General features: G+C 70.2%; 19 protein-coding genes and 2 pseudogenes. 10 read left to right on the top strand and 11 right to left on the bottom strand.

Annotation, left to right across the window (positions count from 1 at the left end):
* Positions 1 to 275 precede the first annotated feature (275 nt).
* The 3 genes from ACFYWX_RS31895 to ACFYWX_RS31885 all read right to left on the bottom strand — a co-directional run bounded on the left by ACFYWX_RS31895 (position 276) and on the right by ACFYWX_RS31885 (position 2,872).
* Positions 276 to 518, bottom strand: coding sequence for a hypothetical protein (locus ACFYWX_RS31895; RefSeq protein WP_389428029.1), 243 nt, complete (start codon positions 516 to 518; stop codon positions 276 to 278).
* A 446-nt stretch (positions 519 to 964) separates the two neighbouring features.
* Entirely contained in the window at positions 965 to 1,831 is an 867-nt protein-coding gene (locus ACFYWX_RS31890) for a DNA gyrase subunit B (RefSeq protein ID WP_389428027.1), read from the bottom strand.
* A gap of 762 nt (positions 1,832 to 2,593) precedes the next feature.
* Entirely contained in the window at positions 2,594 to 2,872 is a 279-nt protein-coding gene (locus ACFYWX_RS31885; RefSeq protein ID WP_389428026.1) for a hypothetical protein, read from the bottom strand.
* A gap of 173 nt (positions 2,873 to 3,045) precedes the next feature.
* On the opposite strand from ACFYWX_RS31885, the gene ACFYWX_RS31880 reads away from it, so the two are divergent.
* Positions 3,046 to 4,542, top strand: a complete 1,497-nt coding sequence (locus tag ACFYWX_RS31880; RefSeq protein WP_389428025.1) for a hypothetical protein — start codon at positions 3,046 to 3,048, stop codon at positions 4,540 to 4,542.
* 619 nt (positions 4,543 to 5,161) lie between these two features.
* Positions 5,162 to 6,451, top strand: coding sequence for a M48 family metallopeptidase (locus ACFYWX_RS31875; protein WP_389428024.1), 1,290 nt, complete (start codon positions 5,162 to 5,164; stop codon positions 6,449 to 6,451).
* Between the two features lie 90 nt (positions 6,452 to 6,541).
* On the opposite strand, the pseudogene ACFYWX_RS31870 reads toward ACFYWX_RS31875, so the two are convergent.
* Positions 6,542 to 6,859, bottom strand: a pseudogene (locus ACFYWX_RS31870) (relaxase domain-containing protein); the annotation flags it as partial.
* A 295-nt stretch (positions 6,860 to 7,154) separates the two neighbouring features.
* Between ACFYWX_RS31870 and ACFYWX_RS31865 the strand changes: the two are divergent.
* Both ACFYWX_RS31865 and ACFYWX_RS31860 read left to right on the top strand, forming a co-directional pair.
* Positions 7,155 to 8,321 (top strand): hypothetical protein, encoded by a 1,167-nt coding sequence (locus ACFYWX_RS31865; protein WP_389428022.1) that lies wholly within the window; start codon positions 7,155 to 7,157, stop codon positions 8,319 to 8,321.
* 258 nt (positions 8,322 to 8,579) lie between these two features.
* A pseudogene (locus ACFYWX_RS31860) lies at positions 8,580 to 9,007 on the top strand (transposase); the annotation flags it as partial.
* 29 nt (positions 9,008 to 9,036) lie between these two features.
* Here the strand turns inward: ACFYWX_RS31860 and ACFYWX_RS31855 are convergent.
* Positions 9,037 to 10,026: an aldo/keto reductase gene (locus tag ACFYWX_RS31855; protein WP_389428020.1), complete on the bottom strand. Its 990-nt coding sequence runs from the start codon at positions 10,024 to 10,026 to the stop codon at positions 9,037 to 9,039.
* A gap of 790 nt (positions 10,027 to 10,816) precedes the next feature.
* Between ACFYWX_RS31855 and ACFYWX_RS31850 the strand changes: the two genes are divergently transcribed.
* Both ACFYWX_RS31850 and ACFYWX_RS31845 read left to right on the top strand, forming a co-directional pair.
* Positions 10,817 to 11,575: a hypothetical protein gene (locus ACFYWX_RS31850; protein ID WP_389428018.1), complete on the top strand. Its 759-nt coding sequence runs from the start codon at positions 10,817 to 10,819 to the stop codon at positions 11,573 to 11,575.
* Positions 11,568 to 11,951: a GntR family transcriptional regulator gene (locus ACFYWX_RS31845; protein ID WP_389428016.1), complete on the top strand. Its 384-nt coding sequence runs from the start codon at positions 11,568 to 11,570 to the stop codon at positions 11,949 to 11,951. The genes ACFYWX_RS31850 and ACFYWX_RS31845 overlap by 8 nt, the downstream gene beginning before the upstream one ends.
* A gap of 288 nt (positions 11,952 to 12,239) precedes the next feature.
* On the opposite strand, the gene ACFYWX_RS31840 is transcribed toward ACFYWX_RS31845, so the two are convergent.
* Genes ACFYWX_RS31840 through ACFYWX_RS31830 form a run of 3 tightly spaced genes read right to left on the bottom strand, consistent with a single transcriptional unit; the run spans position 12,240 to position 13,835 of the window.
* Entirely contained in the window at positions 12,240 to 12,524 is a 285-nt protein-coding gene (locus tag ACFYWX_RS31840) for a hypothetical protein (RefSeq protein WP_389428014.1), read from the bottom strand.
* 17 nt (positions 12,525 to 12,541) lie between these two features.
* The gene (locus ACFYWX_RS31835) at positions 12,542 to 13,237 is read right to left on the bottom strand and encodes a hypothetical protein (protein WP_389428012.1); all 696 of its coding nucleotides are present in this window, start codon (positions 13,235 to 13,237) and stop codon (positions 12,542 to 12,544) included.
* The gene (locus ACFYWX_RS31830) at positions 13,230 to 13,835 is read right to left on the bottom strand and encodes an RNA polymerase sigma factor (protein ID WP_389428010.1); all 606 of its coding nucleotides are present in this window, start codon (positions 13,833 to 13,835) and stop codon (positions 13,230 to 13,232) included. The genes ACFYWX_RS31835 and ACFYWX_RS31830 overlap by 8 nt, the downstream gene beginning before the upstream one ends.
* Positions 13,836 to 14,223: 388 nt before the next feature.
* Between ACFYWX_RS31830 and ACFYWX_RS31825 the strand changes: the two genes are divergently transcribed.
* Entirely contained in the window at positions 14,224 to 14,562 is a 339-nt protein-coding gene (locus ACFYWX_RS31825) for a hypothetical protein (protein ID WP_389428008.1), read from the top strand.
* Between the two features lies 1 nt (position 14,563).
* Here the strand turns inward: ACFYWX_RS31825 and ACFYWX_RS31820 are convergent, their stop codons facing one another.
* The gene (locus tag ACFYWX_RS31820; RefSeq protein ID WP_389428006.1) at positions 14,564 to 16,651 is read right to left on the bottom strand and encodes an RICIN domain-containing protein; all 2,088 of its coding nucleotides are present in this window, start codon (positions 16,649 to 16,651) and stop codon (positions 14,564 to 14,566) included.
* Between the two features lie 364 nt (positions 16,652 to 17,015).
* On the opposite strand from ACFYWX_RS31820, the gene ACFYWX_RS31815 reads away from it, so the two are divergent.
* A complete protein-coding gene (locus ACFYWX_RS31815) occupies positions 17,016 to 18,005 on the top strand; it encodes a LacI family DNA-binding transcriptional regulator (protein ID WP_389428004.1) in 990 nt (329 codons plus the stop codon).
* Between the two features lie 507 nt (positions 18,006 to 18,512).
* On the opposite strand, the gene ACFYWX_RS31810 is transcribed toward ACFYWX_RS31815, so the two are convergent.
* Positions 18,513 to 19,376, bottom strand: a complete 864-nt coding sequence (locus ACFYWX_RS31810; protein WP_389428108.1) for an endonuclease/exonuclease/phosphatase family protein — start codon at positions 19,374 to 19,376, stop codon at positions 18,513 to 18,515.
* Positions 19,377 to 20,023: 647 nt separating this feature from the next.
* Between ACFYWX_RS31810 and ACFYWX_RS31805 the strand changes: the two genes are divergently transcribed.
* Positions 20,024 to 20,449, top strand: a complete 426-nt coding sequence (locus ACFYWX_RS31805) for a DUF6003 family protein (protein WP_389428002.1) — start codon at positions 20,024 to 20,026, stop codon at positions 20,447 to 20,449.
* 33 nt (positions 20,450 to 20,482) lie between these two features.
* On the opposite strand, the gene ACFYWX_RS31800 is transcribed toward ACFYWX_RS31805, so the two are convergent.
* Positions 20,483 to 21,448, bottom strand: a complete 966-nt coding sequence (locus ACFYWX_RS31800; protein WP_389428000.1) for a YihY/virulence factor BrkB family protein — start codon at positions 21,446 to 21,448, stop codon at positions 20,483 to 20,485.
* Between the two features lie 221 nt (positions 21,449 to 21,669).
* Between ACFYWX_RS31800 and ACFYWX_RS31795 the strand changes: the two genes are divergently transcribed.
* Positions 21,670 to 22,212 (top strand): GNAT family N-acetyltransferase, encoded by a 543-nt coding sequence (locus ACFYWX_RS31795; RefSeq protein ID WP_389427998.1) that lies wholly within the window; start codon positions 21,670 to 21,672, stop codon positions 22,210 to 22,212.
* Positions 22,213 to 22,268: the final 56 nt, after the last annotated feature.

Below are 22,268 nucleotides of genomic sequence, written 5' to 3'. Positions count from 1 at the left end.
GGCCTCGTGGAGTGCCTAGCGGCCATGACGTCCTGACCCATCCGATCCGTAGCCAGGGACTCGGCCATGAGCAGCCCCCTCGCGGGAGGTACGTGACTGAGCTGCAGCGTACGCGCACCCGGTCGGTCAACCTGCGCCCGCCTGCAGGAAGGGAGACAGCCAGACACGCATGCCGAGCTGCCGATAGGCGTCTGCGTTATCCCGAATCATCCACCAGTTCCGGTGGGTGAACTGCAGCGAGGTCGACTGGCTGGGGTGGCGCTTGTACCCAAGGACTAACAGATCTCCGTCAGGTCGGGCGGGAAGGCCAGGTGGCCCGTCACGGCGAACGCTTCGTAAACGACAAGCGCATACCAGTCGACACCGGGGATGCTCCGAACCGTGTGCTCGTCCGTCCAGTCGGAGAGAGGGTTGGCGAGATACTTGACCTGTACGTACTCGCCGGCGGCCGATATCAGGTCGTAGTTCGCCTGCACCCGGGATTCGGCGAGCCGGCCTCCCCACAAGGCTGCCACCATGTGCTCGGCAAACTCGGCCAGGGGGTCTCAGTTCGACTGGCCGAGCGCATCGAAGACCTGTACTCCACAGCTCGTAAGCGCCGTGCCGCTATGGCGGTCGTCGGACCTGAGCGTGTCGCCCGGTCAGCCACCGAAGTCGTCCGCAACGTGGCGGTGATGAGAAACGAGGTCATGCACCTGCGCCGTTTCGGACGTCGAACAGGCGCTGGAGCTGTTCACTAGGGCAGCCCGTGCAGCCCTTGAGGACGACGGCGACGAGGCGACCGGATCAGGATGAGAGCTGCCGGACGGTGTCCTTCTCCGCAGCGACGTACAGGGCGTGCTCCTGGCCCTCGGGCGGGCCTCCGCCGGGCCGTCGCGGCTGTGCCGCGACGCTCTCACCGCGTCACGGCACCCCGCGTATCGCCCACTCGGCATGGTTCGCCGCGCAGGGCATCCGCCGCCGGTCATTCCCGGTGGCGGTCCCGGATGATCCGGTCGACGATCGCCGCGGCCCGGTCCGGGCGTTCCTCGAACCAGGCGCCGAGATGCTCCCGGACGGCCTCCCCGACGCAGGCGCGCACTTCGGCGCCGCCGAGCCATCCGCGGATGGGGCCGAGGAACTCGGGGCGGTCCAGCTTCACCGACACGACCGCGGTGAGGCCCTCGCCGATCCGGTCGGCACCGGGGCTGGCGTCCTGCGGCGTCAGCAGGGCCCGACTGCGTGCCCAGGCGGCGACCGCGGCCGCCACCCCGTCGTGGAAGCCGTCCACGTGCATGCCACCCTCGCGGGTGAACCGGCTGTTGGCGAAGCTGCGCAACCGCTCCTCGCGCGAGCCGCCCCACATGAGGGCGACCTCCCTCGTGCCAGCCATCCGCGGGTCCTCTCGCTCGAAGGCAATGACGTCCGGCTCCAGGGCCGCGTCCGTCTCGGCGTGGAGGGCGGCCACGAAGTCCCTCACCCCCTCCGGGAACCGGAATCGCACCTTACGGGCCCCTCCCGCCGGACGTTCGTCGGTCAGCGAGATCTCCAAGCCCCGGTTGAGGAAGGCAACTTGCCGGAAGCGCTCCGCCAGCACGGCGAACGAGCACCGCGTCGTCTCGAAGATCTCGGCGTCCGGCCAGAAGGCGACGGTCGTCCCGCGTGTGCCCGTGGGGCCCACGGCGGCGGGCGGGGCGAGAGCGACGCCACGGGCGTGCTCCTGAACCCGGCGGACTCCCCCGCACCGCGCCTCGGCCGTCAGCCGGCTGGACAGGGCGTTGGCGACGAAGAGCCCCCACACTGAAGTGGCCCAAGAGCGCGATGCGCCGGCCAGCGGGCTCCGGTCCGGCATGCAGGCTCGTCAGCAGAGCTTCGAGGCCCGGGACACTGCCGCCCCCGGCGTCCTCGAAGGGAACCTCCGCCCCGTCGTCCGCCACTCGGACGCCGCCGTCGGGTGTGAGCGTGACGTCGACGCAGCCGCCACCCGTGGCCAGAACCGCGTTCACCGCCCGGCCGACGACGTCGAACACCATCTGGTGCAGGCCGCGTTCACCGGTCGAGCCGACCCACATCCCTGGCCGCTTGCGAACGGCTTCCCGGCCGTCCAGCACCTCGCTGTCGGCAGCGTCGTACAGCATGCCTTCCCCACTCACGAAGACCCCTCCCGCAGGAGTCCGGCAGATCTCCACAGCCTATGAGGAATCCAAGAAAACGCCAGGTCAGAAGCTTTTCATCGAGGCCGCAGACGGGCGGGTCGGGACCTGCCGGGGAAGCGTCGCCCCAGGGAGCGCGCACCGTGTCCGTCGCGTGGCCGAGGGCCCGTCAAAGCCGCGCACGACCCCATTCCGAGCACCCCTCAGGCCACCAATTCCATTACGTGACGGGTCGCGTAGGGACGCCGCCTCATCCCGCCCGTCTGCGACGGGCCGTCATGAAGGCGCACCTGATCACGATGGCCGACGTTGGTCCCCAGAAAGGCGCTGCGACTCACCCGAGCGAGGACCTCAGCGGCTGTCCCACGCTCTCGGCCCGGCTCCCGCTCGCCGGTACAGTCGTGCGCGAGGGGCGGAAGCTACTGGGATTGGCTTGCGCCCCTCGCGACCGGTGAAGGGTCTCAGTCCGCCGGCTCCCGCAGGACGACACGGGAGAAGAACTCCTCCAGGGCCTGCGCGTCGAGTTCACCGTTCCTGCTCACGGATCGCTGCAGCACTTCGCCCGTCAGCTGAGCGGGGATACCGAACTGCGCCTTGAACTTGCCGCCCCTGCACCTCTGGACGCGGACCGAGGCAGCGAAGTCCTCCAGGACGGCATGGCGGATGGTCAGCCCGAGGGCGTCGGTGGGAATGATCCGGTTGAGGCTGTCGGCGACCTCGAAGGCCAGTTGGTCGGCCACCTCCCGAACTGCCGGCTCGTTGCGGTGCCGAAGGACCCAGCGCTTGCGGATGTCGGGCCGCTGCCACAGGAAGCGGCAGAAGCCTGGAAGCCTCCTTCACCCGGGACCAGCTGTATGAGGCGGCGCAGGTCCACGGGCAGGAACGGGCGCTGCTGATGGACGGGGTGCGGGACGTGAGCGCCAGGGTGACGGCGCTGGGGCAGCAGGTCGACGGGCTGGACAACCACTGGACGGCGGACTTCGCCCGGCAGGGCAAGACGGTGGTGCACACGCTGCGGGGAAAACACCCGCGGGCGCACGAGGTCTCGCCGATCACGTTGACGCTTGCCGGGAGCGGTCCTCTGGCGCCGGATGTGGCGAAGGCCGTGCGGCGCAGCCTGGGATACGGCCTGCCCGAGGAAGTGGTGCTGCCGCGCGGGGCGGTGGAGAGCCTGACGGTCAGCGGGCCGGAGTGGCTGTCCAGGGCGCACCGGGACGTCGAGGTGCGGTGGCAGCCGGCGGACAAGGTACCGCTGGCCGAGACGGCAGCAGAGGTGGTCTTTCTCGACGGCGAGCAGGTCACCGCTTCCTACCCGGGCACCCTGGCGCATGTGGGGCGCGGCAGTGTCGGCCGGTCCGTCACCGTGGGCCTGGACGGCGGCATGGAGCTGATGATCCCCGACGCCTGTAGTGCTCCGGCTTCCCTGCGGTTCACCGAAGACGGCCGTGTCCCGAAGGAGCAGGGCGTTCAGCAGTCCCAGCGTCGACGGGGTGGAGGCGACCCGGGCGGCCATGGCGTCCGCTCGGTACGCCAACGGTCCGGCGGAGCTGTCGCTCAGCCTGCTCAGCAGCCGGTGGAGTCGGTACGCGCCATGAGCCACCAGGTCCTGGAGCGGCCGGGCCAGCGCCGAGCCAACGGCGATCACCGCGATGCTGTCGCGGCGGTTGCCGATGCCGCCCGGTATGAACGCGTCGACCGTGTGCGGAGCTGCTTCGCTCAGCTGATCGGACCCGGGCCGGACCACGTCCTCCCAGACCGTGAGCGAGTCCAGGGCGGTGTGGATCCAGCCGGCGGCACGGCGTCCCGCGCCTGCGGCACGGCCGAGTTCATGGCCGAGCAGAGCGAGCCGCTCGTCCGGTGTGAGGGCCTCCCAGAGCGGGAGGCCCTACACCAGCACGCGGCGCCGGCGCGGGCCGACACTCAGGAAGCGGGAGCCGTACCGCGCGTCGACGGCGATCAGGTCCACCGGCCGGGCGCCGAGCTCGGCGGCGATCCGGTCGGTGACCGCGAACAAGCCGGGCGCCGTGGTGCGGTCGAGAGCGTTCTTCGGTGCCCGCCCGAGACGTGGGCGCAACGCCAAGGCGATCAGCAGTTCGACGGCACCCAGGATCCGCTGCGGCAAGTTACCTGCCACCAGCAGCCAGGCGCCCGTCCCCGCGAGAGCGACGGTGACCAGGTTGACCGCCGTGGCGAGCGCGAGCGCGCCGTACAGAGCGGCATTCCATGGCACGGCTCCGGTTCGGTGCGCCAACGCGCGCTGGTAGGCGCGTTCCTGACAGGCCGATCCACGGGCCCTGGTCCTGCGGCTCTCGTCCGCGCCGGTCGGGTCAAGGTTCCAGTCGCAGGCCCGACACCAGATGCTGAACCTGGGGTCCGCGGCTGGAAGTGCCGCGCGGCACTGGGGACATGAGAGGTCTGCATCCTCATTCACAAGTTGTGATCTTGCGCCTGGGAGAGGAGCGGCGGCAGACCTCCACCGAAGTTATCGACAGACTCTTGCCTTGCCGCATAGAACCGGTTTGCCCGCGGCAGTCGGACGATGAGACAGCCGCGGGCACCCTACGAATGAGCAGTACGCCCAGAGCAGGCCCACCGGGCGCTGGCACTGGCCACCGAGTCGGCCTTGCAGAAGCGCCCCAAGGTCCCCGAGCAAGTACCGCGTTCCCAGTCTGGGAACCCAGCGGCGCGACGTCGACGAACCCGCGGTGGCCGTACGGCCCGCTGCCCCCCGTTCAGCGCGTTCCGTCATTTCCGGTGCCGCATTTCGTCGGTTCCCCCACCCTGGTACAACGGCGCCGTCACCGCTGCCGCGCCTGAGTACCCCACCACCTTCTGTTTCAACTGCGCCACCAGCCTTCACCGCCCTGTGCGAGATCTGCGGCCAGCCGTTCCGTGCTGTGGACGAATTGTCCATCTGCGGCAACTGCCTCTCTCTCGGATCAGCCTTCACTGCGGCCCCGCCGTGTGATCAGATCGGCCCGTACCAGCAGGTAGCGGCCCGGGGAGGGGCCGCTGAGGAGGGGGAAACCGTGAAGCCCGACATCGTCAGAGAGACGACACAGCCGTGCCCGGAATGCGGCACGGAGATCCGCGGCGACAGCCGGTTCACCGTCTGGTGCGCCGCCTGCGACTGGAACGTGGACCCCGAGGAGCCGCGGCCGGATACGGGACAGCTGGACCGAGCCGAGCGCGCCCTGGCCCGACGACATGGCGAGCAGCTGCTCGCCGAGATGCTGAGCGGGCGGGAACCGCGCCCGTGGCACGACGCATCGGCGGTGACGGCCACCGTGCTCGCCTTGACCGTGCACGGCCTCACCCTCGCGCTTGCCGTCGGCGGTGTCTGGTGCGTGATGGCGGGCTGGGGTAGCGCCGGCATGGTGGCGGGTCTGGTGCCCTTGGTGCTGGCCTGGGCGCTCGCCCCGAGGGTTCGCCGCCTGCCCGACGACCGGCCCGTGCTGTTCCGGGCCGACGCGCCCGAACTCTTCGCCCTGGTGGACGAGGTGGCGCAGGCGGTCGACACCCGGAGCGTGCACGCGATCGCCGTGGACGGGAGCATCAACGCCGCCGTCATGACGTACGGTGTGCGCGGCCGGCGGCTGCTGGTGCTGGGCATACCGCTGTGGGAGGTCCTCACGCCCGGGGAGCGGATCGCGCTGCTCGGCCACGAGCTGGCCCACTACGCCAACGGCGACACGCGCAACGGCCTGGTGGTGGGCACGGCGGTGCAGGCCCTGTCCCTCTGGCACCACACCCTCCGGCCGCTTCCGCACCCGTCCGCGATCGAGATGGCCGTCAATGCCGTTTACGTGGTGCCACGCCTACTGGTCCGGGGGGTGCTCGTGCTGCTCGTCCGGCTGACGTCGCGGGCCGGGATCCGGGCGGAGTACCTCGCCGACAGGCTGGCCGCCCGCACCGCTTCCACGCAGGCGGCGGTGGGCCTCATGGACCGGTTGCTCATCACCGGGTCGCTCAGCGTCCTGCTGCGCAGCGAGGCCAACCGTGCCGCCCTCGGCGGGTCGAGGTCCGCCCGGGAGGCCACGGCCCGGGCCGACGAGCTGTGGGGGCTGCTCATCGCGTACGCGGCGTCCGTCCCGGAGCACGAATACGAACGGCAGCGGCGCGCCGGAGCCCGGCGCGGGCACCAGGTCGACACCACCCACCCGCCAACCCATCTGCGGCGCGCCTGCCTGCTCGTCGGGGAGCCCGTGGCGGCGGCGGTGGTGCCGCAGGCCCGCCGGACCGAGCGGATCGCCACGGAACTCGCCGCGGCCCGCACCGAGGTGGCACGGCGCCTGCTGCGCGACGGCCTCGGGGACTGAGCCCTCGCGGGCCGCCCCTGCCGCGTCTGGGGCCTCTCGTTTGGATCATGCCGGGCCCGCGGGGTCTGGCACCACGCCCTGATCCGGCCACCAGCCGATGAGCCGCTGGTCGGTCCCGGTGATCTCCATGACCGGCCTCCTGCCGGGCATCACCTCCCGCGGCTCCCACGCCCACCCGAGCCTCGCGGACACCTCCTCCATGAAGTGGAGGGCGTAGCGGGTGCCGGCCGCGACGATGTGCTCCAGCCTGGAGTCCGCAGACAAGTTGCCCCACGTCCCCTTGTCGTCCGGACGCCGGGCGCGGCTGGAGACGACCGCATGGTCATGGAGCAAGGGCTTCCCGGCTCTGGACTCATAGGGCCGGAACACCGCAACAATCCTGTCCTTCACCGGGGCACGATGCTTGCCGCAGCCGGGGGCGAGTCTGGTCGTTTCGGGCGCACGGACGATGGCCCAGCGGGCTGACGTCGTCGTCGAAGTGAGGACTTTGCAGCCGGGGCCTTTGGTGTCCTGCCACACCATCGGGTCATCACGGTGCGCTGAGCGTCGGCCACGAGGTCGATGCCGTGGGTCGCCGCTACGGGTCGCCTCATGTGGAGATCCGGCCTACCGCCAGCCGCCAGCCGGGCGTGCGTGCCTGCGTGTGTGCAACAAGATGCACCCGCCATCGCATTGATACACATGGGGGAGCGGTTCCTCCGGGATGGGAGAGAGCACAGTGACGGTCAAACGCAGGATCGCCGGGCAACTGGCAGGGGTTGGGGCGATCACGATGGTGATCAGCGGACCCGCCACGGCCGGGCCGGCAGGTGGCGGGGCGTGGGCGGAGACGTCGACGGGCCAGGTCTCGGTGATGAGCGTGGCTCAGCCGAGCCCGTCAAAGACCTGGGCCGGCGGCGCCGCGATCGTCGAGAATCCCCAGGATGGCACGATCCGGTTTACGCCCACCATGTACGAGCGCGACCTCGCCGGAGGCGGGGCGTGGAAGCAGACAGTGCTCCAGGGCGCCGACGCGTGGAACAGCAGAATCAACGACATCGCCACCGCGGCCGACGGCTCGGCGTTCTTCGTCGGTGACCAGGGGTCGGACGGCCAAGGCGTCCTGGTCGGGCGCTATGTGGCGGGCGCCTGGCAACTGACTCCCAGCACGGGTCTGCCTGCCGGGACAGTCGAAGCCAGTTTGCTCTCGGTGAGTTCGGCCTCCGGCCGGGACGCCTGGGCTGTAGGCCAGGGCTACACGCAGGACACTTTCACCCATATCCCGGTCGTACAGCACTGGGACGGCCGGCAGTGGCGGTCCGTGCAGATCCCGGGGTCGGCGAACTGGGGCCTGAACCAGGTCAAGGAGGTGGCGCCGGACGACGTCTGGATAGTCGGCGTGGATTACGACACCGGTCAGGCCGTCGCCGTGCACTGGGACGGCCACCGGTGGACGCGGACGCCCACCCCGGCGTTCCCCGACTCGGCGGTCCTCTTCGACGTCGCCGCCCGCACACCGACGGACGTCTGGGCGGTGGGATGGTCCCGCGACACCGACAAGCAGCGCCCGGCGGGACTGGCCCTGCACTGGGACGGCACCTCGTGGACCCAGGTTCCCCTGCCCGCGGGCACCTTCTCACTGCAGGCCGTGACCCTGCGGCCGCACGGCGGGCTCGCTGTCGTGGGCGGCAACGACGACGCGGCTGTCGGCATGACCTGGACTCCCGCCACGGGTTGGCAATCGCTCGGCCTGCCCGAGAACGATCCGCAACTCCCCCTCGGCGTCAGCTCTGTGGTGTCCTCCGGCACGCACCTGACCGTTGGCGGATGGCATTACCTGTCCAGCGACGACGGCGACTCGTTCACGAGCGGCGCCATCCTGACCAGGTAGAACGGCTTTGACTACGTGGAGGTGTACGAGGACGACCCGCCACGCCCGCTGCGGGACGCCTTCCTGCTCCGGGGTGCACTGCGCGCGGCTCAGAATGCCTTCCACGTCGCATCGTTCAGGGCCGGAGGCTCAGGCACAGCGGTCGCCGCAACGAACGCCGCAGGATTCCTGGCCAGCGACGGTGCCGGGGCGGCGTGGCAGAGGTCGGCTGCTCACTAAGAGAGTGTCCTACGTGGCCAGTTGGCGGTTGTGCTGGGCATGGGGAGTGGAGGGTGGGGAGGGATTGTTCCGGACGGCTTGTGGGAGGTCGTGAGGCCGTTGCTGCCGCCGGCGCGGGTGCGTCCGCAAGGTGGCGGGGCCGCGGACATCGATGATGAGGCGGTCTTCGCCGCGATCATCTGCGTATTGGTCAGCGGCTGTGCCTGGCGGGCGTTGCCGCCGTGCTTCGGAGCGTCGAAGCCGACCGTGCATCGCCGGTTTGCCATCCAATCCCGCGCCGGCGTGTGGGGAAGGCTGCATCACAGGGTCCTCCAACTCCTGGACGGACGGGGACTAATCAACCTCTCCCGTACGGTCCTCGACTCCGCCCACATCCGCGCTGAAAGGGGGGCGAACTTTCAGGTCCGAGCCCCGTGGACCGAGGTAGGCTGTGGCCGGCCAGCCGGGCCCTCACCTGCGCCGACGGCAGAACCTGGCAGCTGCTGCCGCGCCCCGGCTAGCGATTGACGGTTCGCATCCCCGCCTCGTCATACCGCTCGCCCGCCGCTTCGGGCAGCTCCGCATCGATGCGGGCCAGGTCGTCCTCGGTCAGCGCGATACCGACCGCGGCGGCGTTCTGTTCCAGGTAGGTGCGGCGCTTGGTGCCCGGGATCGGCACCAGGTCCTCGCCCTGGGCCAGCACCCAGGCGATGGCCAGCTGGGCCGGGGTCACGTCCTTCTCGGCGGCGATCTCCTTCACCTTTGCCGCCAGCCGCAGGTTCGCCTCCAGGTTGGCGTCCTTGAAGCGCGGGTTCTCGCGGCGCCAGTCGCTCGCGTCCAGCTCGTCGGGCGAGGTGAACCGCCCGGCGAGGAAACCGCGGCCGAGCGGCGAGTACGGCACGAAGCCGATGCCCAGCTCCCGGCAGGCGGGCAGCACCTCGGCCTCCACGTCCCGTGACCACAGCGAGTACTCGCTCTGCACCGCGGTGACCGGGTGCACGGCGTGGGCGCGCCGGATGGTCTGCGCGCTCGCCTCGCTCAGGCCGATGTGGCGCACCTTGCCCTGGGCGACCAGCTCGCCCAGCGCGCCGACTGTCTCCTCGATGGGGACGTTCGGGTCGACCCGGTGCTGGTAGTACAGGTCGATGTGGTCGGTCCCCAGACGCTTCAGGGAGCCGTGGACCGAGCTGCGGACGTGCTCGGCCGAGCCGTCCTGCGGGCCGACCGTGCTGATGTCGCCGGGTACGGCGTCATCCATCCGGTAGTTGAATTTCGTCGCGATCACGTACTCGTCGCGATGCCCCCGGATCGCCTCGCCGAGGAGCGACTCGTTGGTGAGCGGCCCGTACATCTGCGCGGTGTCGAGGAAGTTCACCCCGAGGTCGAGGGCGCGCCGGATGGTCGCGATCCCCTCCTGCTGATCGGCGGATCCGTAGAACGCGGACATGCCCATGCACCCCAGGCCGATGGCCGATACCTGGAGATCCCGCAGACTGCGCTTCTGCATACCGTGTCCCATGCCTTTCCCTGCACACTCGTTCGTCGTTCCAACGGCACGAAGCCCCTCATCCATTGAGCGACAGAGTCCACCGCCCGGCATCCCGTGAGAGGCACCGGGCGGCACGGGCTCCGTGCGCCGCGGTGTCTGCGACGCTACGACCTGGAGCGCACTCCAGCGCAAGTCTCAACCGTTCAGGCGGACCGCCGGCTCGGACAGGTCGTTCCGCGTGACCACCGGGGTAATGCCTGCTCCAGGCTCCAGCCCCTTATCAGGAAGGCCCTCGAACGAGGGCGCCTATCGATACTGCGGCACCTGCTCCGCCGCAGGCCCCCTGCACTGTGCAGATGATTGCGCTGACCGCCCCCCTCTGCCGGCCGATTGGCCCATCGACCCAGGACCGCCTCACCCCCCCCCACGCCTCTTGCTCAGACCTGGAACACCACCTGCCCACCAGCAATACGCCACTGCCTGACAACGCACCACTGCACCCGCGAGAAACACGAGATCTTTTCCATGCGACTGCAGGACCTCAGGCCGGCGCCCCGGACAACCAAACCGAACTCACCAGCAGACGGCGCAGGTCACCCCCGCGACGCCACCCCGACACAGCTCCGCTTTCGGCTTCTCAGGTTCTCAGCCCAAAGACAGGACACCGGACCGGAGCAGTCACGCCCCTGAAGATCACTGCTTGGTCACACGTGCCCAAGTCACCGCTTGTACCAATCATTTGACACAAGAACTCACCCCGGGCCATCTTGTACTCGACACTTGATACAAGTACCGACCCGGGGGATCCATGCTCGAGACCGTCCCGCCCGAAAGACTTTTGGCCCGCGCCGACCTCTGCGCCCGCTGGGCCGGACTGACCCTGGGCGCCGGGGTCGCCCAAGCACTGGCCACCATGAACAGCAACGACATGGCCATGCCCTTCGTTTCCGCCGTCACCGCCTTCGGGCTGTGCGCAGTGGGCGGGGTGCTCCTCGGGGACTCGCTCACGCCCGCCCCGCAGGACGCCGTCCGCACCGCCGGCCTCACCCTGCGCCGGGTCCGCGACCACGTACCGCCCCGGATGGCCCCGCTACTCATCTTCCAGTCGGTCTGCGTGGTGGTCCTGCTGGCCATCGGGGCCGCCGTGGCCGACCCCGACACCGCAGGCCGGGCGGGCCGGGCCCTCGCCGTCACCTGCACCATCGGCCCCACCCGGCACCTCGGCCCCTGGCCCGGCCTCTACTACGCCACCCCAATCCTTGTCTCCCTCACCCTCGGCACCGCCGCCTGCGTCTGGGCCCTGCGCCGCATCGCCCACCGCCCCGGCGAGAACCAGCAGCGCCATGACCGCAGCTGGGCGATCACCGCGGCTTGGGGACTGCTCATCTCCAGCCAGCTGCTGCTCGTCCTGGGGATGATCAGCAGAGTGCTGTTCTACTCGAGATGCGCCGGAATGCTGGGCAACATCACCGCCCTGGTGATCTACCCCCTGGGCCTGCTGAGCCTGTTCACCCTGGGCTGGTGCCTGTTCACCATCGTCGCCCCCCGGGCCGTGGACGATGAATGACCGGGCCGTCCGCGTCGACACCACCAGCCAGGTACCGCCGTACGAGCAGATCCGCGCCCAGCTCGCCGCCCTGATCCTCACCGGCCGGCTGACCGAGGGCGAACGCCTGCCGACCGTACGCCAGCTCGCCGCCGACCTCGGCCTGGCACCCGGCACCGTGGCCCGCGCCTACCGCGCACTGGAGGCCGCCGAGCTGATCCGCACCCGCCGCGGCGCCGGCACACGGGTAGCGGCCCTCCCCACGGAGCCGGCCGGCTTCGATCCCGGCCAACTCACCACACTGGCCCGCGACTTCGCCTCCTCCGCCCGCGCCCTCGGCGCCGACACCGAGGCCATCCTGACCGCCGTACGCGAGGCGGTGGAGCAGCAGGCGTAGACGCGGCGGGGCGGACGCCGGGGGCATCACCGCAACCGGCGCCCCCGACGGCCCCCGACGATCGCGTCAGCGTGCGGCGTCTTCCGCGGCTCACACTGGGGAGCAGCAAGAGCAGCAACAGGAAGGCTGTCGGCAATACAGCCCTGGCGGCCAGCAGCAGGACGGGCGAACCGGTCCGGCCCCGACGCCACCTTCAAGGGCGGCCTCGTCGGCTAAGCGCACAGACCGCCGGCCGGCCAGCAATCCGGTCGCGCAGAACAAGCACCGGCTGGCCGACCGACCGGCACGTCATGCGAGACCAGTCCCGGAGCCGGCCGGCGAGGCGAGGCGGTCGCCGCGGGCCGCAATCTGCAGGAACATGGCGCACACGGTCGCTGCGACGGCGAGGCCGGCCGGGCTGCCCAGGACGGGGAAGCCCGCGCGGACGGGGACGGCGACGTGCGGCGGGAACAGCGCGCAGGCGTAGAGCGTGGCGGCGTCGAAGCCCTCCGGGGCACTGCCCCATCCTGCCCGTCCCTCCCCGTTCATCAGCCGCAGGACGCTGTGAGGCTGGCCCAGCGCAGTCCCGGGCATCGCGCCGTCCGGCGGGGTCAGGGCCGGGCAAGGCAGTCACCCCAGAGTGCGGCCAGCCGTGCCGGGATCTCGCCGATGGCGGCGCAGCCCCGGGAATCGCGCGGGAGCCCGTCGCCGGCTGCAAAGGTCCACGCGCCGCCCTTGGCCTGGGTGAAGTACTTTTCCGCGCCCCCCTCGTCCTGGAGCTGGACCAGCTCGTTCTCCGTGGCGCCGGCCGTCGGTGTGAAGGAGGTCCCCGCGTAGAAGACGCCGTCGCACTCGCCGTAGTAAAAGGTGCCCCTGACCGGGGCGATGTGCACCAGCCCCGGCTGCGATCGCCGGTACGCCAGGGTCACCGCGTCCTTGACCTCCTGTGGCACCACCAGGGAACGGCACGGCGGTGGAGGGGTGGTCGACGGGAGTGTGGCCGCCGGGTCGTCCGGCGCCGCGCCGGGGGTCTTCGGGGTCACGGCCGGCGGGGCCGTGGACGTGGCCGGTGTGGCCGGGTCCACGACCGCCTCGGGCAAAGGGGCCTGGTGGGAATGGGCGGTGACGGCGAAGGCACCGCCGCTCACCGCGGCAACCAGGGCGACGGCCAGTGCGGCGGTGGCCATCCGGTGACGGCGCCGCAGCTCGTCGCCGCGAGAGCGGACCACCGCGGCGGGCCGGGCGCTGGTTCGCGCGGCGAGCTCCTCAGACCCTCCCCGGAGGATGGCCTCGAAGTCCTCAGTCATGGTGGTGCACCTCCTGGCAGGCAAAGCCGGGGACATCGGTTGCGACAGCGGGAGCGCTGCCCGGTGGTGCGAGCGCCGGCGGCAAACCGGGCGAGCGGCCGGCACCGCCCGGCCGGTCGCCCGCGATGTCGGACAGATGCTGCGCCATCGCCTGGCGCCCGCGCGACAGCCGCGCCTTGACCGTTCCCGGCGCCACCTCGGTTTCACGCGCAGTCTCCTCGACGGACAACCCGACCAGGTGATGCAGCACGATCGCCCGCCGTTGCTCGTAGGGGATGCGCCGCAACGCCACGACGATCGCCACGTAGTCAGGACTGACACCGGGCACCTCGTCGGGCATGCCGTGGCGGCGGTGGGCCGTGAGCCGGTTGGCCGCCTTCCGCCAGACGCTCACCCGGATACGGCAGGCCACCGAACGCACCCATGCCTGCGGGTCCGCATAGCCCGATACCTTCTCCCAGTTCTGCCAGGCCCGGGCGAAGGCCTCCTGCACCAGGTCCTCCGCCTCGGCGAGACTGCCTGTCATCGCGTACATCTGGCTGGTCAGCCGACGCACATAGCCGGCATAGAAATCGTCGAAGACGCGTGCATCGCGCATTGCCCCCTCCACATCACTGGTCTGAAGGGCCGTGCCCTCACCGCCTTGTCACGCCCGAGAAGGGTGCAAGGTTGCACAGCAGCAGCCACACGACTGCCCCCACACCCGTGGGCCCCCGCAGTCGTGGGCTCCGGCACAGGCCGAGCTCCTGCTGTCCCACCGCATCACGGGTCGGAGGCCGATGCCGTGCAGGGCGTCGACGGGCAGCGGCCCCGGCCACGCGGCGACGGCGTCGGGTTCGATGGAGAGGACGTCGCCGGGCGCGGGGACCTGCACTGTGGCCGCGACCGTGACAGTGGAGTTGCGCCGGGGTCCCGCACGGCTCGCTGCGCTCGTTCGGCCTGTTCATGCTGGTCAAGGGTGCATCGTCCGACGCACGGTACGCGGGGTGCTCGAGCAGGCCCGCGGCCGTATCGTCCTCAACTCCTCAACTCCCGGCCTCACCCAGACGGACACGACCCGCTCCCTCACCCAGCAGCACCACCGCAACCTCCTCACCCGCACCCCGGCCGGCCGCCCGGTCCACCCCGACGGGATGGCCGACGCGGTGGCGTTCCTGGCCGGCGCGGGCCATGTGCGCGGCGCGGTGACCCCGCTGGGCAGGGGTGCGGGACCAGGGGCACTGCGGCAGGGCCTGTGTCACCGCCCCCTGTATCGCCGTCCGCGCATGACGAAACCCCAGGTCAGCGACCTGGGGTTTCGTTGGCGTGGGCCACCGGGCCGATGAGTTACCCGGTCCGTGAACCGTCGTCGTCCCGCGCGGCGGCGCCCGTCACGCCGGTCACCTTCCAGCGCTGGTTGGAGCCGGAGTTCGGCCACCACACCCCGACGCCCGCGCCGTCGTTCGTGGACTGGCCGGAGACGTCCGGGAGCTGGCCGGTGGCGGCGTTGACAAGGGTCCAGGTGCCGTCGCCGGTCGTCGACATGATCCACTGGGCGGCCGTGTCGGGGCGGCCCTCGGCAGGCTCGGCCACCAGGGCGCCGTCGCGGACCGCCAGGCGCTTCTCTCCCCCGGCGGTGGTGAAGGCGTACCGCGTCCGGTTGTCCGTGCCCCGGCCGATCCGGTCCGGCTGCCACTGCTGAGCGCTGGGGTCGGCCGCGTCGGCGGACTTGATGACGAGGCCCTTGCCGTCGGCGGCGACGGTGAGGTCCTTGCCGCTCTGGACGCCGGTCAGCCGGTAGGTGTGGCCCTCCTGCAGCTCCGCCGCGTCCTTCGCGACGCCGGAGACGCCCTTGACGAGGAAGGAGGTCACGGACTGGGCGGGCACGGTGATGGTGGCCTGCTTGCCGGTGACGGGCACGGCCTTCTGCCGGGCGAGCTTGCCGTCGGCGCTGGTCACCACCGGAGTGACGGTGGCGTTCTTGGAGACCCTGCCGAACTTCGACAGGTCGAGCGTGACGTCACGGGCCGCGGTGGTGCTGTTGACGTGGACGACGGTCGCCCGGTCGCCCTTCTGGGAGAGCGCGGCGGTGCTGGAGGTGTCGTCGGTCTTGATCAGCCGGTCGCCGGGCTTGATGTAGTGGGTGAAGTTGCGGGCGGTGTCGAACTTGGTGTTGGTGTGGATGGGACACGTTTCGAGGGTGTCCTTGGAGGTGCAGCTGAACGGAAGCTGGATCTCGCCCCAGTTGCCGCCCTTCGCGGACTCGCCGCCGGGCTTCATGTTGTCGTAGTCCTCGACGGGCTGCCAGAACACCCAGGCGCGGGGCTCCAGTTCCCGCAGGTCGTCGACCATGCGCTGGGCCAGGCCGAGGCCGGGCCGCATGTCCGTGAAGCTCTGGCCGTCGCCCCAGTCGCCCTCGACCTCGCTCATCCACAGCGGCTTGTCGGCCGCCTTGGCCAGGTCGCGCACGGTGGTGCGCTGGCTGGTGCCGTAGGTGTGGACGTTCATCTGGCCGACGAGGTCGCGCACGTCCTGGGGGTAGGAGTTCCAGTTGTTGGCGAAGATGCCGGGGTTGGTCTCGTCCATCGCGGAGATCTCCGCGTTCGTCCGGGACTTCTCCAGGGTCGGGCCCAGCGCGCGGATCACCTTCTGCTGGAGCTCGGGACCGATGTGGGCCCCTTCCTGACGGCCGCCGGTCGGCTGGCCGTCCGCTCCGAGCTTGGTGCCCCAGTAGCCGGTGTTCGGCTCGTTGAACGGGTCCAGGGTGTCGACCTTGATGCCGTGCGCCTTCTCCAGCCGCTCGGTGGCGCCCACCAGGTACTTGGCGAAGTCGTCGACGGAGTCGGTCTTCAGCTGGTCGGCGTTCGCGTCGAAGTTGCCGGAGACGTAGCCGCTGTTGGTCATGAACCAGGGCGGCGAGTTGCTGAACGCCTCCCAGTGGGTGATGTCCTTCTTGATGCGGTCCACCCACCAGCGCTGGGTGGCGTCGGCGTTCTTGTTCCAGTCGGCGGGGTCGTCGGCGTTCCACCAGTCGACGTCCTGGCGGGTGGTGCCCGCCGGGGCCTTCCACCAGCCCTCGACCGCTCCGCCGGGGCGGAGGTAGTCCTTGACGTCCGGGGCGTTGCCGCCGCCGATGTTGTAGCGGGCGATGTTCAGGGCGAGGCCGTCGTCCCCGAAGAGGAGTTTGGCGAGCTTCTCCCGTATCGCGGGCGGGTAGTCGCCGGTGGCGTTGGCGAACCACACCAGGCTGGTGCCCCAGCCCTCGAACTTCTCCTGCTGATAGGAGGGGTCGGGCCGGACGGTGACCGAGGCCGCAGCGGCCGTCGTCCCGGCGTACGCGGCCGGCAGCGACGTGGTGGCCATGACGGTCCCGGTCGCGAGGGCGGTGATGCCGATGGCTCCGAGGAGCCGTCTCGTGCGGGTGCGGTGTGCCATCTCCAGTACTCCAGCTCTTCTGTGTGCCGCGCGTCCCGGCGAGACACGAAAGATCGGGGCCCGCATGATGCGGTTTGGTGCGTTTCGATGCGCTCTCGTATGGTTCTTGGGCGGTAATGTTTACGTAAACATCCCAGGCGCGATGTCTACACTGTCCGAATCTCGGCGGTCAAGGAGTCGTACCGAACGAGCACCGCACGGCCGGGGAACCTGGGGGGACAAGATGGACACAGCTGACCGTGACAGGGCGCAAGCGGCAACGGGCCGCGCGGGAAGCGCTGACCGTGACAGCACGCCGGCGGGAACGGGCCGCGCGGGAAGCCGTACGACAAGACGCGCCGCGCGCCCCCGGCAGGGCCCCTCCATGGCCGACGTCGCCCACCTCGCCGGCGTCTCCTCCCAGACGGTCTCGCGCGTCTCCAACGGCTTCCCCGGCGTGACCGAGCAGACCCGCGCCCAGGTTCTGGCCGCGATGCGGGAGTTGGGCTACCGGCCCAACAGCGCCGCGCGGGCACTCAAACGCGGCGAGTTCCGCACCCTCGGCGTGATCACCTTCTCCCTGTCCACCATGGGCAACATCCGCACCCTTGACGCGATCGCCACCTCCGCCGCCGCGGAGGGTTACGCCGTCACGCTCCTGCCCGTCGCCGTGCCCACCCAGGACGAGGTGAACGGCGCCTTCTCCCGGCTGGGAGAACTCGCCGTGGACGCCGTCATCGTCATCATGGAGACCCACCTGCTCGACGCGGCGACCGTCTCGCTGCCGCCCGGCGTCCAGGTCGTGGTGGCCGACTCCGACGCCGGCGACCGCTACACCGTGGTCGACACCGACCAGGCAGGCGGAGCACGTGACGCCGTACGGCATCTGCTGGACCTCGGCCACGCCACGGTGTGGCACCTGGCCGGCCCGGAGGACTCCTTCGCGGCCCAGCGCCGCGCCAACGCCTGGCGCACCACCCTCACCGAGGCCGGCCTCGTCCCACCCCCCCTGGTACGCGGTGACTGGTCGGCGCAGTCCGGCTACCGGGCCGGTCTCCACCTCGCCGGCCAGCCGGACTGCACAGCAGTGTTCGCCGCCAACGACCAGATGGCACTGGGCCTGCTGCGCGCCCTGCACGAACGCGGCCAAAGAGTTCCCGACGACGTCAGCGTCGTCGGGTTCGACGACATCCCCGAAGCCGCCTCCTTCCTGCCACCCCTCACCACCATCCACCAGGACTTCACCGAAGTAGGACGACGCTGCGTCGAGAAAATACTCAGCAAAATACGCCAGGACCCGCCAGAGCACGGCACCACGCTCGTCCCCACCCGACTCGTGCCACGCCACAGCACCGCACCACCACAGAAACACTGACGACAACTCCACAGCCCTGGCCACCACCACCGTCACCCCTGCCCCCCTCCCGCAGTGAAACCCAGCTCGCCCGTTTCCCGGCAAGACCGCCGGGCCCACCGCGAACCGCCCTGCCAGACACGGCTGATCGCCGACAAACACTCGACCTGACACACCAGCACCTGGCCCATCGAACGAACACGAACCCCGCCACCGGCGGGCGCAGTTGCCGTTGTACGCGGGCGGAAAGACGCTGCTGTGCTCCCGTCTCGGCACCATCCCACCACCCGCTCACAGGAGGAACTGCAGTCTGAGCACGAAGGTCCGGGCCGTCGCCTGCGCCTCCACCCGCCTCGAACCGGCCCGCGATCCGGGCCACGCTCCGGCCCGACATCACCCGCCAACGGGCAGCATCCGCTCTGTGAACCTGCGGCCACCGCATGCTCGTCATGAGTCCGGACAAACCTTGGTGATCACGCGGTGGCCCGTTCCAACTGGCTCCGAGGTGCCAGCGGTCGCGGAAGCGCTTTACGTTGGGTCCAGGTCGGTGTACAGCAGGTGGTGGTCTGAGTACGGGGTGGGCTGCACGCGGTGCGTGAGCGCGGCGATGCCTCGCAGGAAGACGTAGTCGAACTTGCGGTCCCAGTCGGTGGTCGGCTTGCAGGTGCCGACAGACGAGGGATGACACTGGGGGTCTGTATCCGCGGCCAGCGCCCATATCCGGGCGAGTTCAGCAGCGCCGGGCACGGCGTTGAAGTCACCGAGAACGATCGCGCGGTCCTGCCGGGCGACCTCCGCGGCCAGTACGCCCGTCTGGTCTGCTCGGACTGCTTCCTGACGCCGCTGGGCGAGGTGAGTGTTGAAGACCCGGACGGGCCGGTCGCCCACCACGGTGGTGACTGCCATGTACCCACGGTCCTCGGACCCGCCGTCGGGGTATTCCACGCTGACGCGGTCTGTCATCGGTGCCGCCGAGAGGACCGCCTGGCCGAAGGCTCCCGGACTCCACGGCGCTCCCCCGCAACGGCCCCAATTCCGAAGAACCATCCCGTACTCGACGTGGTAAACCAGCCCGTAAAGGCTCTCCAGATAATCCCGGATCCTCTCGACGTCACGCACGCATGCTTCTTGCAGGCCTATCACCTGGGGCGCATACGTGGCGATCTCCGCTGCCCGGTCAGCGTTGCTTTCCCCGCAGGGGTTGCAGATGTTCCACGTCATGACCCGGTTCGGTACGACATCCCTGACGGCATCGACAGGCAGTGGCCTGACGAAGAGGGCACTGCTCGATGCACTGGGGCCGACGAGCACCAAGCAGACCACGGCCATGGCACCCGCGAACAACCGCGTGCCCCTTCCGATCACCGACGCCTCCTCGATGTGGACACACATGACATCTGACGCTGCGCCGCGGCGTAGAGAAGAGGTCTGTCGTGGCGGGAGCGTGACGCTCGGCTCGGGGAAACACCAGAAGACCTCCTCACACCCGTCCCGTGCAAGAGCGTTGGAGGGCACGTGAAGGAGCATGCCGCGCAACGTGGGTACTGCACAGATGCCTTGTCACGCTACAACACCCGAAACTGACTCAGGGCTCCTTTTCAGAGTGCTGAGTTCTTGCAGCACCGGCAACCACGATGAACGGCAGGCGTTCACCAAGGTACTGGGCAGCGGTCATCTCGATCCGGACGGCAGCGACCGGGCCGACACCGTGATCGCGTTCGCTGAGGCAGAGCGGGCCGCCGTGAGCCTGGTCGACGGCCGCCGCTTCATCACGTTCGACTCACTCGTGCCCGGCAAGGGGTATGGGCACTTCAGCCGAACGCAGCTCGACTGGCTCCGCGACGTGCCGGGAACACCTGCACCCCAGAGCTCCGTCCTGGTCTTGCGTCACCCGCCGATCACACCGGGTGTGGAGGTCCGTCCAGCAGGCCCTGGGACTGCGGAATCCGTCAGACCTCCTCGGCATGGTGAGCGGGCGATAATCCGGGTGCGGCGGGGTAATGGGACGTCGATCAGCCCCCGTTGAGAAGGAGCCGAGGATGACCGACGACGCCTACCTGTTCCTGCTTGACGATGCGTCAGCGCCGCTCGGCGTGGCCCCCGCCGCCGTCGGTGATCTCGCGTGCATGGAGACTCCGGCGGTACGCGCGTGGCTGGATGCTTACGGAAGCACGCCGGCCTCCCCGTATCTGCGCCTGCTGCCACCGGAGGAGACAGCGGCCATCCCGGAGGGAGCGGAACGGCTGCCCGTCCCGCTGAGCGACGAGGAACTGAGCCGGGTCCGCCACCGGATGGCACCGGAGCCGCTTGCCCGGGTCGAGGAGGAGCTGCTCGCCTACCGCGACTGTGCGGAAGGCCGGGACGGCCTGATCGGACGCGCGCTGGCCGCCGGCGTGCCACCGCACCGCATCGCCGAACTGACCGGGGTGGATCCCGCGACGGTGACTGCCGAGGCGGGCGGCTGACGACGCGTCGGCGGCCTTGGCTGTCGTCCGGCCTCACGCACCTGGTCCGGGGTCTGGCTGGACAGCTGAGCCGATGCCGGCGCGGGCCGCTTCCAGCTGCGCGGCGAACGCGATGCCGAGGAAGAGTGCCACGGCGGTGAGGTTGGCCCACAACAGCAGGGCGATGAAGGCGGTGAGCGGTCCGTACACGGCGCCGAAGGCACCGCTCTCCTCGACGTACAGCGCGAGCAGCCATGTGGCCGACACCCACAGCAGGAGGTGCACGGCCGAGCCGAAGGCAAGCCAGGTGTAGCCGGGCTGGACGCGGCGGGGCGACCAACGGAAGATCACGGCGGAGGCCACCCAGGCCAGCGCGAGCCCCACGGGGATGTCGAGGACAGCCCACCATTGCGGCCCGCTGCCCTCCCCACCGGCGGAGTCCGCCACCGCGTCGCCCACGGCCTCGCCGGCGACGAGTACGACGAACCCCAGCACCAAGGGCAGACCGGCGGCGAGTGCGAGAACGATCGCCCGCGCGTACTTGCGCGGGAAGGGACGATCGCGCTCGATGCCGTAGATACGGTTGGCACCGCGCTCGATCTGGCCCATGGCCGAGGCGAGGTTCAACAGCGCGAAGCCCAGACCGAGCCACAGGGCGAGCGTGCTCCAGACATCGCCGTGAGCCGTGCGCCGCGTCCCTTCGAAGGCGTCCTCGACGATCTCCGCGCTGGCACCGGGCACGATCCGGCCGAGCGTGAACTCGATGATGCGGCCCAGGCCCTCGGTGTGCACCGACGTGGCCAGCCCGACGAGCGCCACCGTGCACGGAACCAGCCCGAGCACCACCTGGAAGGCGAGGGCCCGCGCGTTGGTGAAGCCGTCCGCGTAACGGAACCGTGCGAAGGAGTCGGCCAGCAGCCGCAGCCCCCCGTAGTGGCGCAAGGCGGTGAACGCCTCGTCTCCTGAGAGCTCGTCTCCGATCATGTCCCGGGTCTGTGGGACGTGGACGGCGGTACCCATGGCGTGGACGCTCCTTGTCGTACGGCTGCTCCCTGTCCGGTTGCCCCGTGAACCTTCCCGTGCGACCTCGTAAAGCTTCTTCGAGCACGGCTTCGTCACCATGCTGATGGTCGCCCCCAGTGCCCGGTCGGGGTGTGAGAGTCCTCGGAAAACAGTGGTGAGCCTTTGCCTGCCCCCGGTTATCCTGCCTCGTCCTGAACAGGCCAGGGAGGTCACCCACCATGAGCAGCACCACGTCGTCCTTTCCCGAGCGGATCGAGCTCTCGGAGGAGGGTCTCGTCCTCCGCGACTGGACGGAGGCAGACTTGGCCACGATGCCGGAGCTGTTTGACCACCCCGACATCGCGTACTGGACACCGCTCGTCTCCCCCTTCGACGAAGCGGCCGCCCGCGCACGGCTGGACCGGGCTCGGACATTGCGGGCGGAGGGCAGGACCATCCTGCTCGCCATCACCCTCGACGGCGGCGTACCGCTCGGCGAGGTGATGCTGCGGCGTGCCCCCGAGGGCACGGAACTCGGCTACGCGGTCGGCCCGGCGCACCGCGGCCAGGGGCTGGCGGCCCGGGCGGTTCGGGTGATGGCCGCGTATGCCTTCGAGCAGCTGGGCGCGGGGCAGGTGATCCTCGAGCTGGAGGCCGAGAACGCCGCCAGCGTCGCCGTGGCCACCAAAGCGGGCTTCAGACTGCTCGACGTGCCGCTGATCACGGGCGAGGAGAAGGGGCGGCCCTACGCCCTGCAGACGTGGGGTCTGAACCGCCCCTGAGCCGCAATCGTCGGGAAGGTGAACCGGCTGCCAGGAAACTTGCTTCCCCGTGACCC

This window comes from Streptomyces sp. NPDC002888, from assembly GCF_042888465.1.
Lineage (GTDB): Bacteria > Actinomycetota > Actinomycetes > Streptomycetales > Streptomycetaceae > Streptomyces.
Note: the sequence above shows the minus strand (reverse complement) of the source record. Positions and strands in the feature narration are given on the sequence as shown.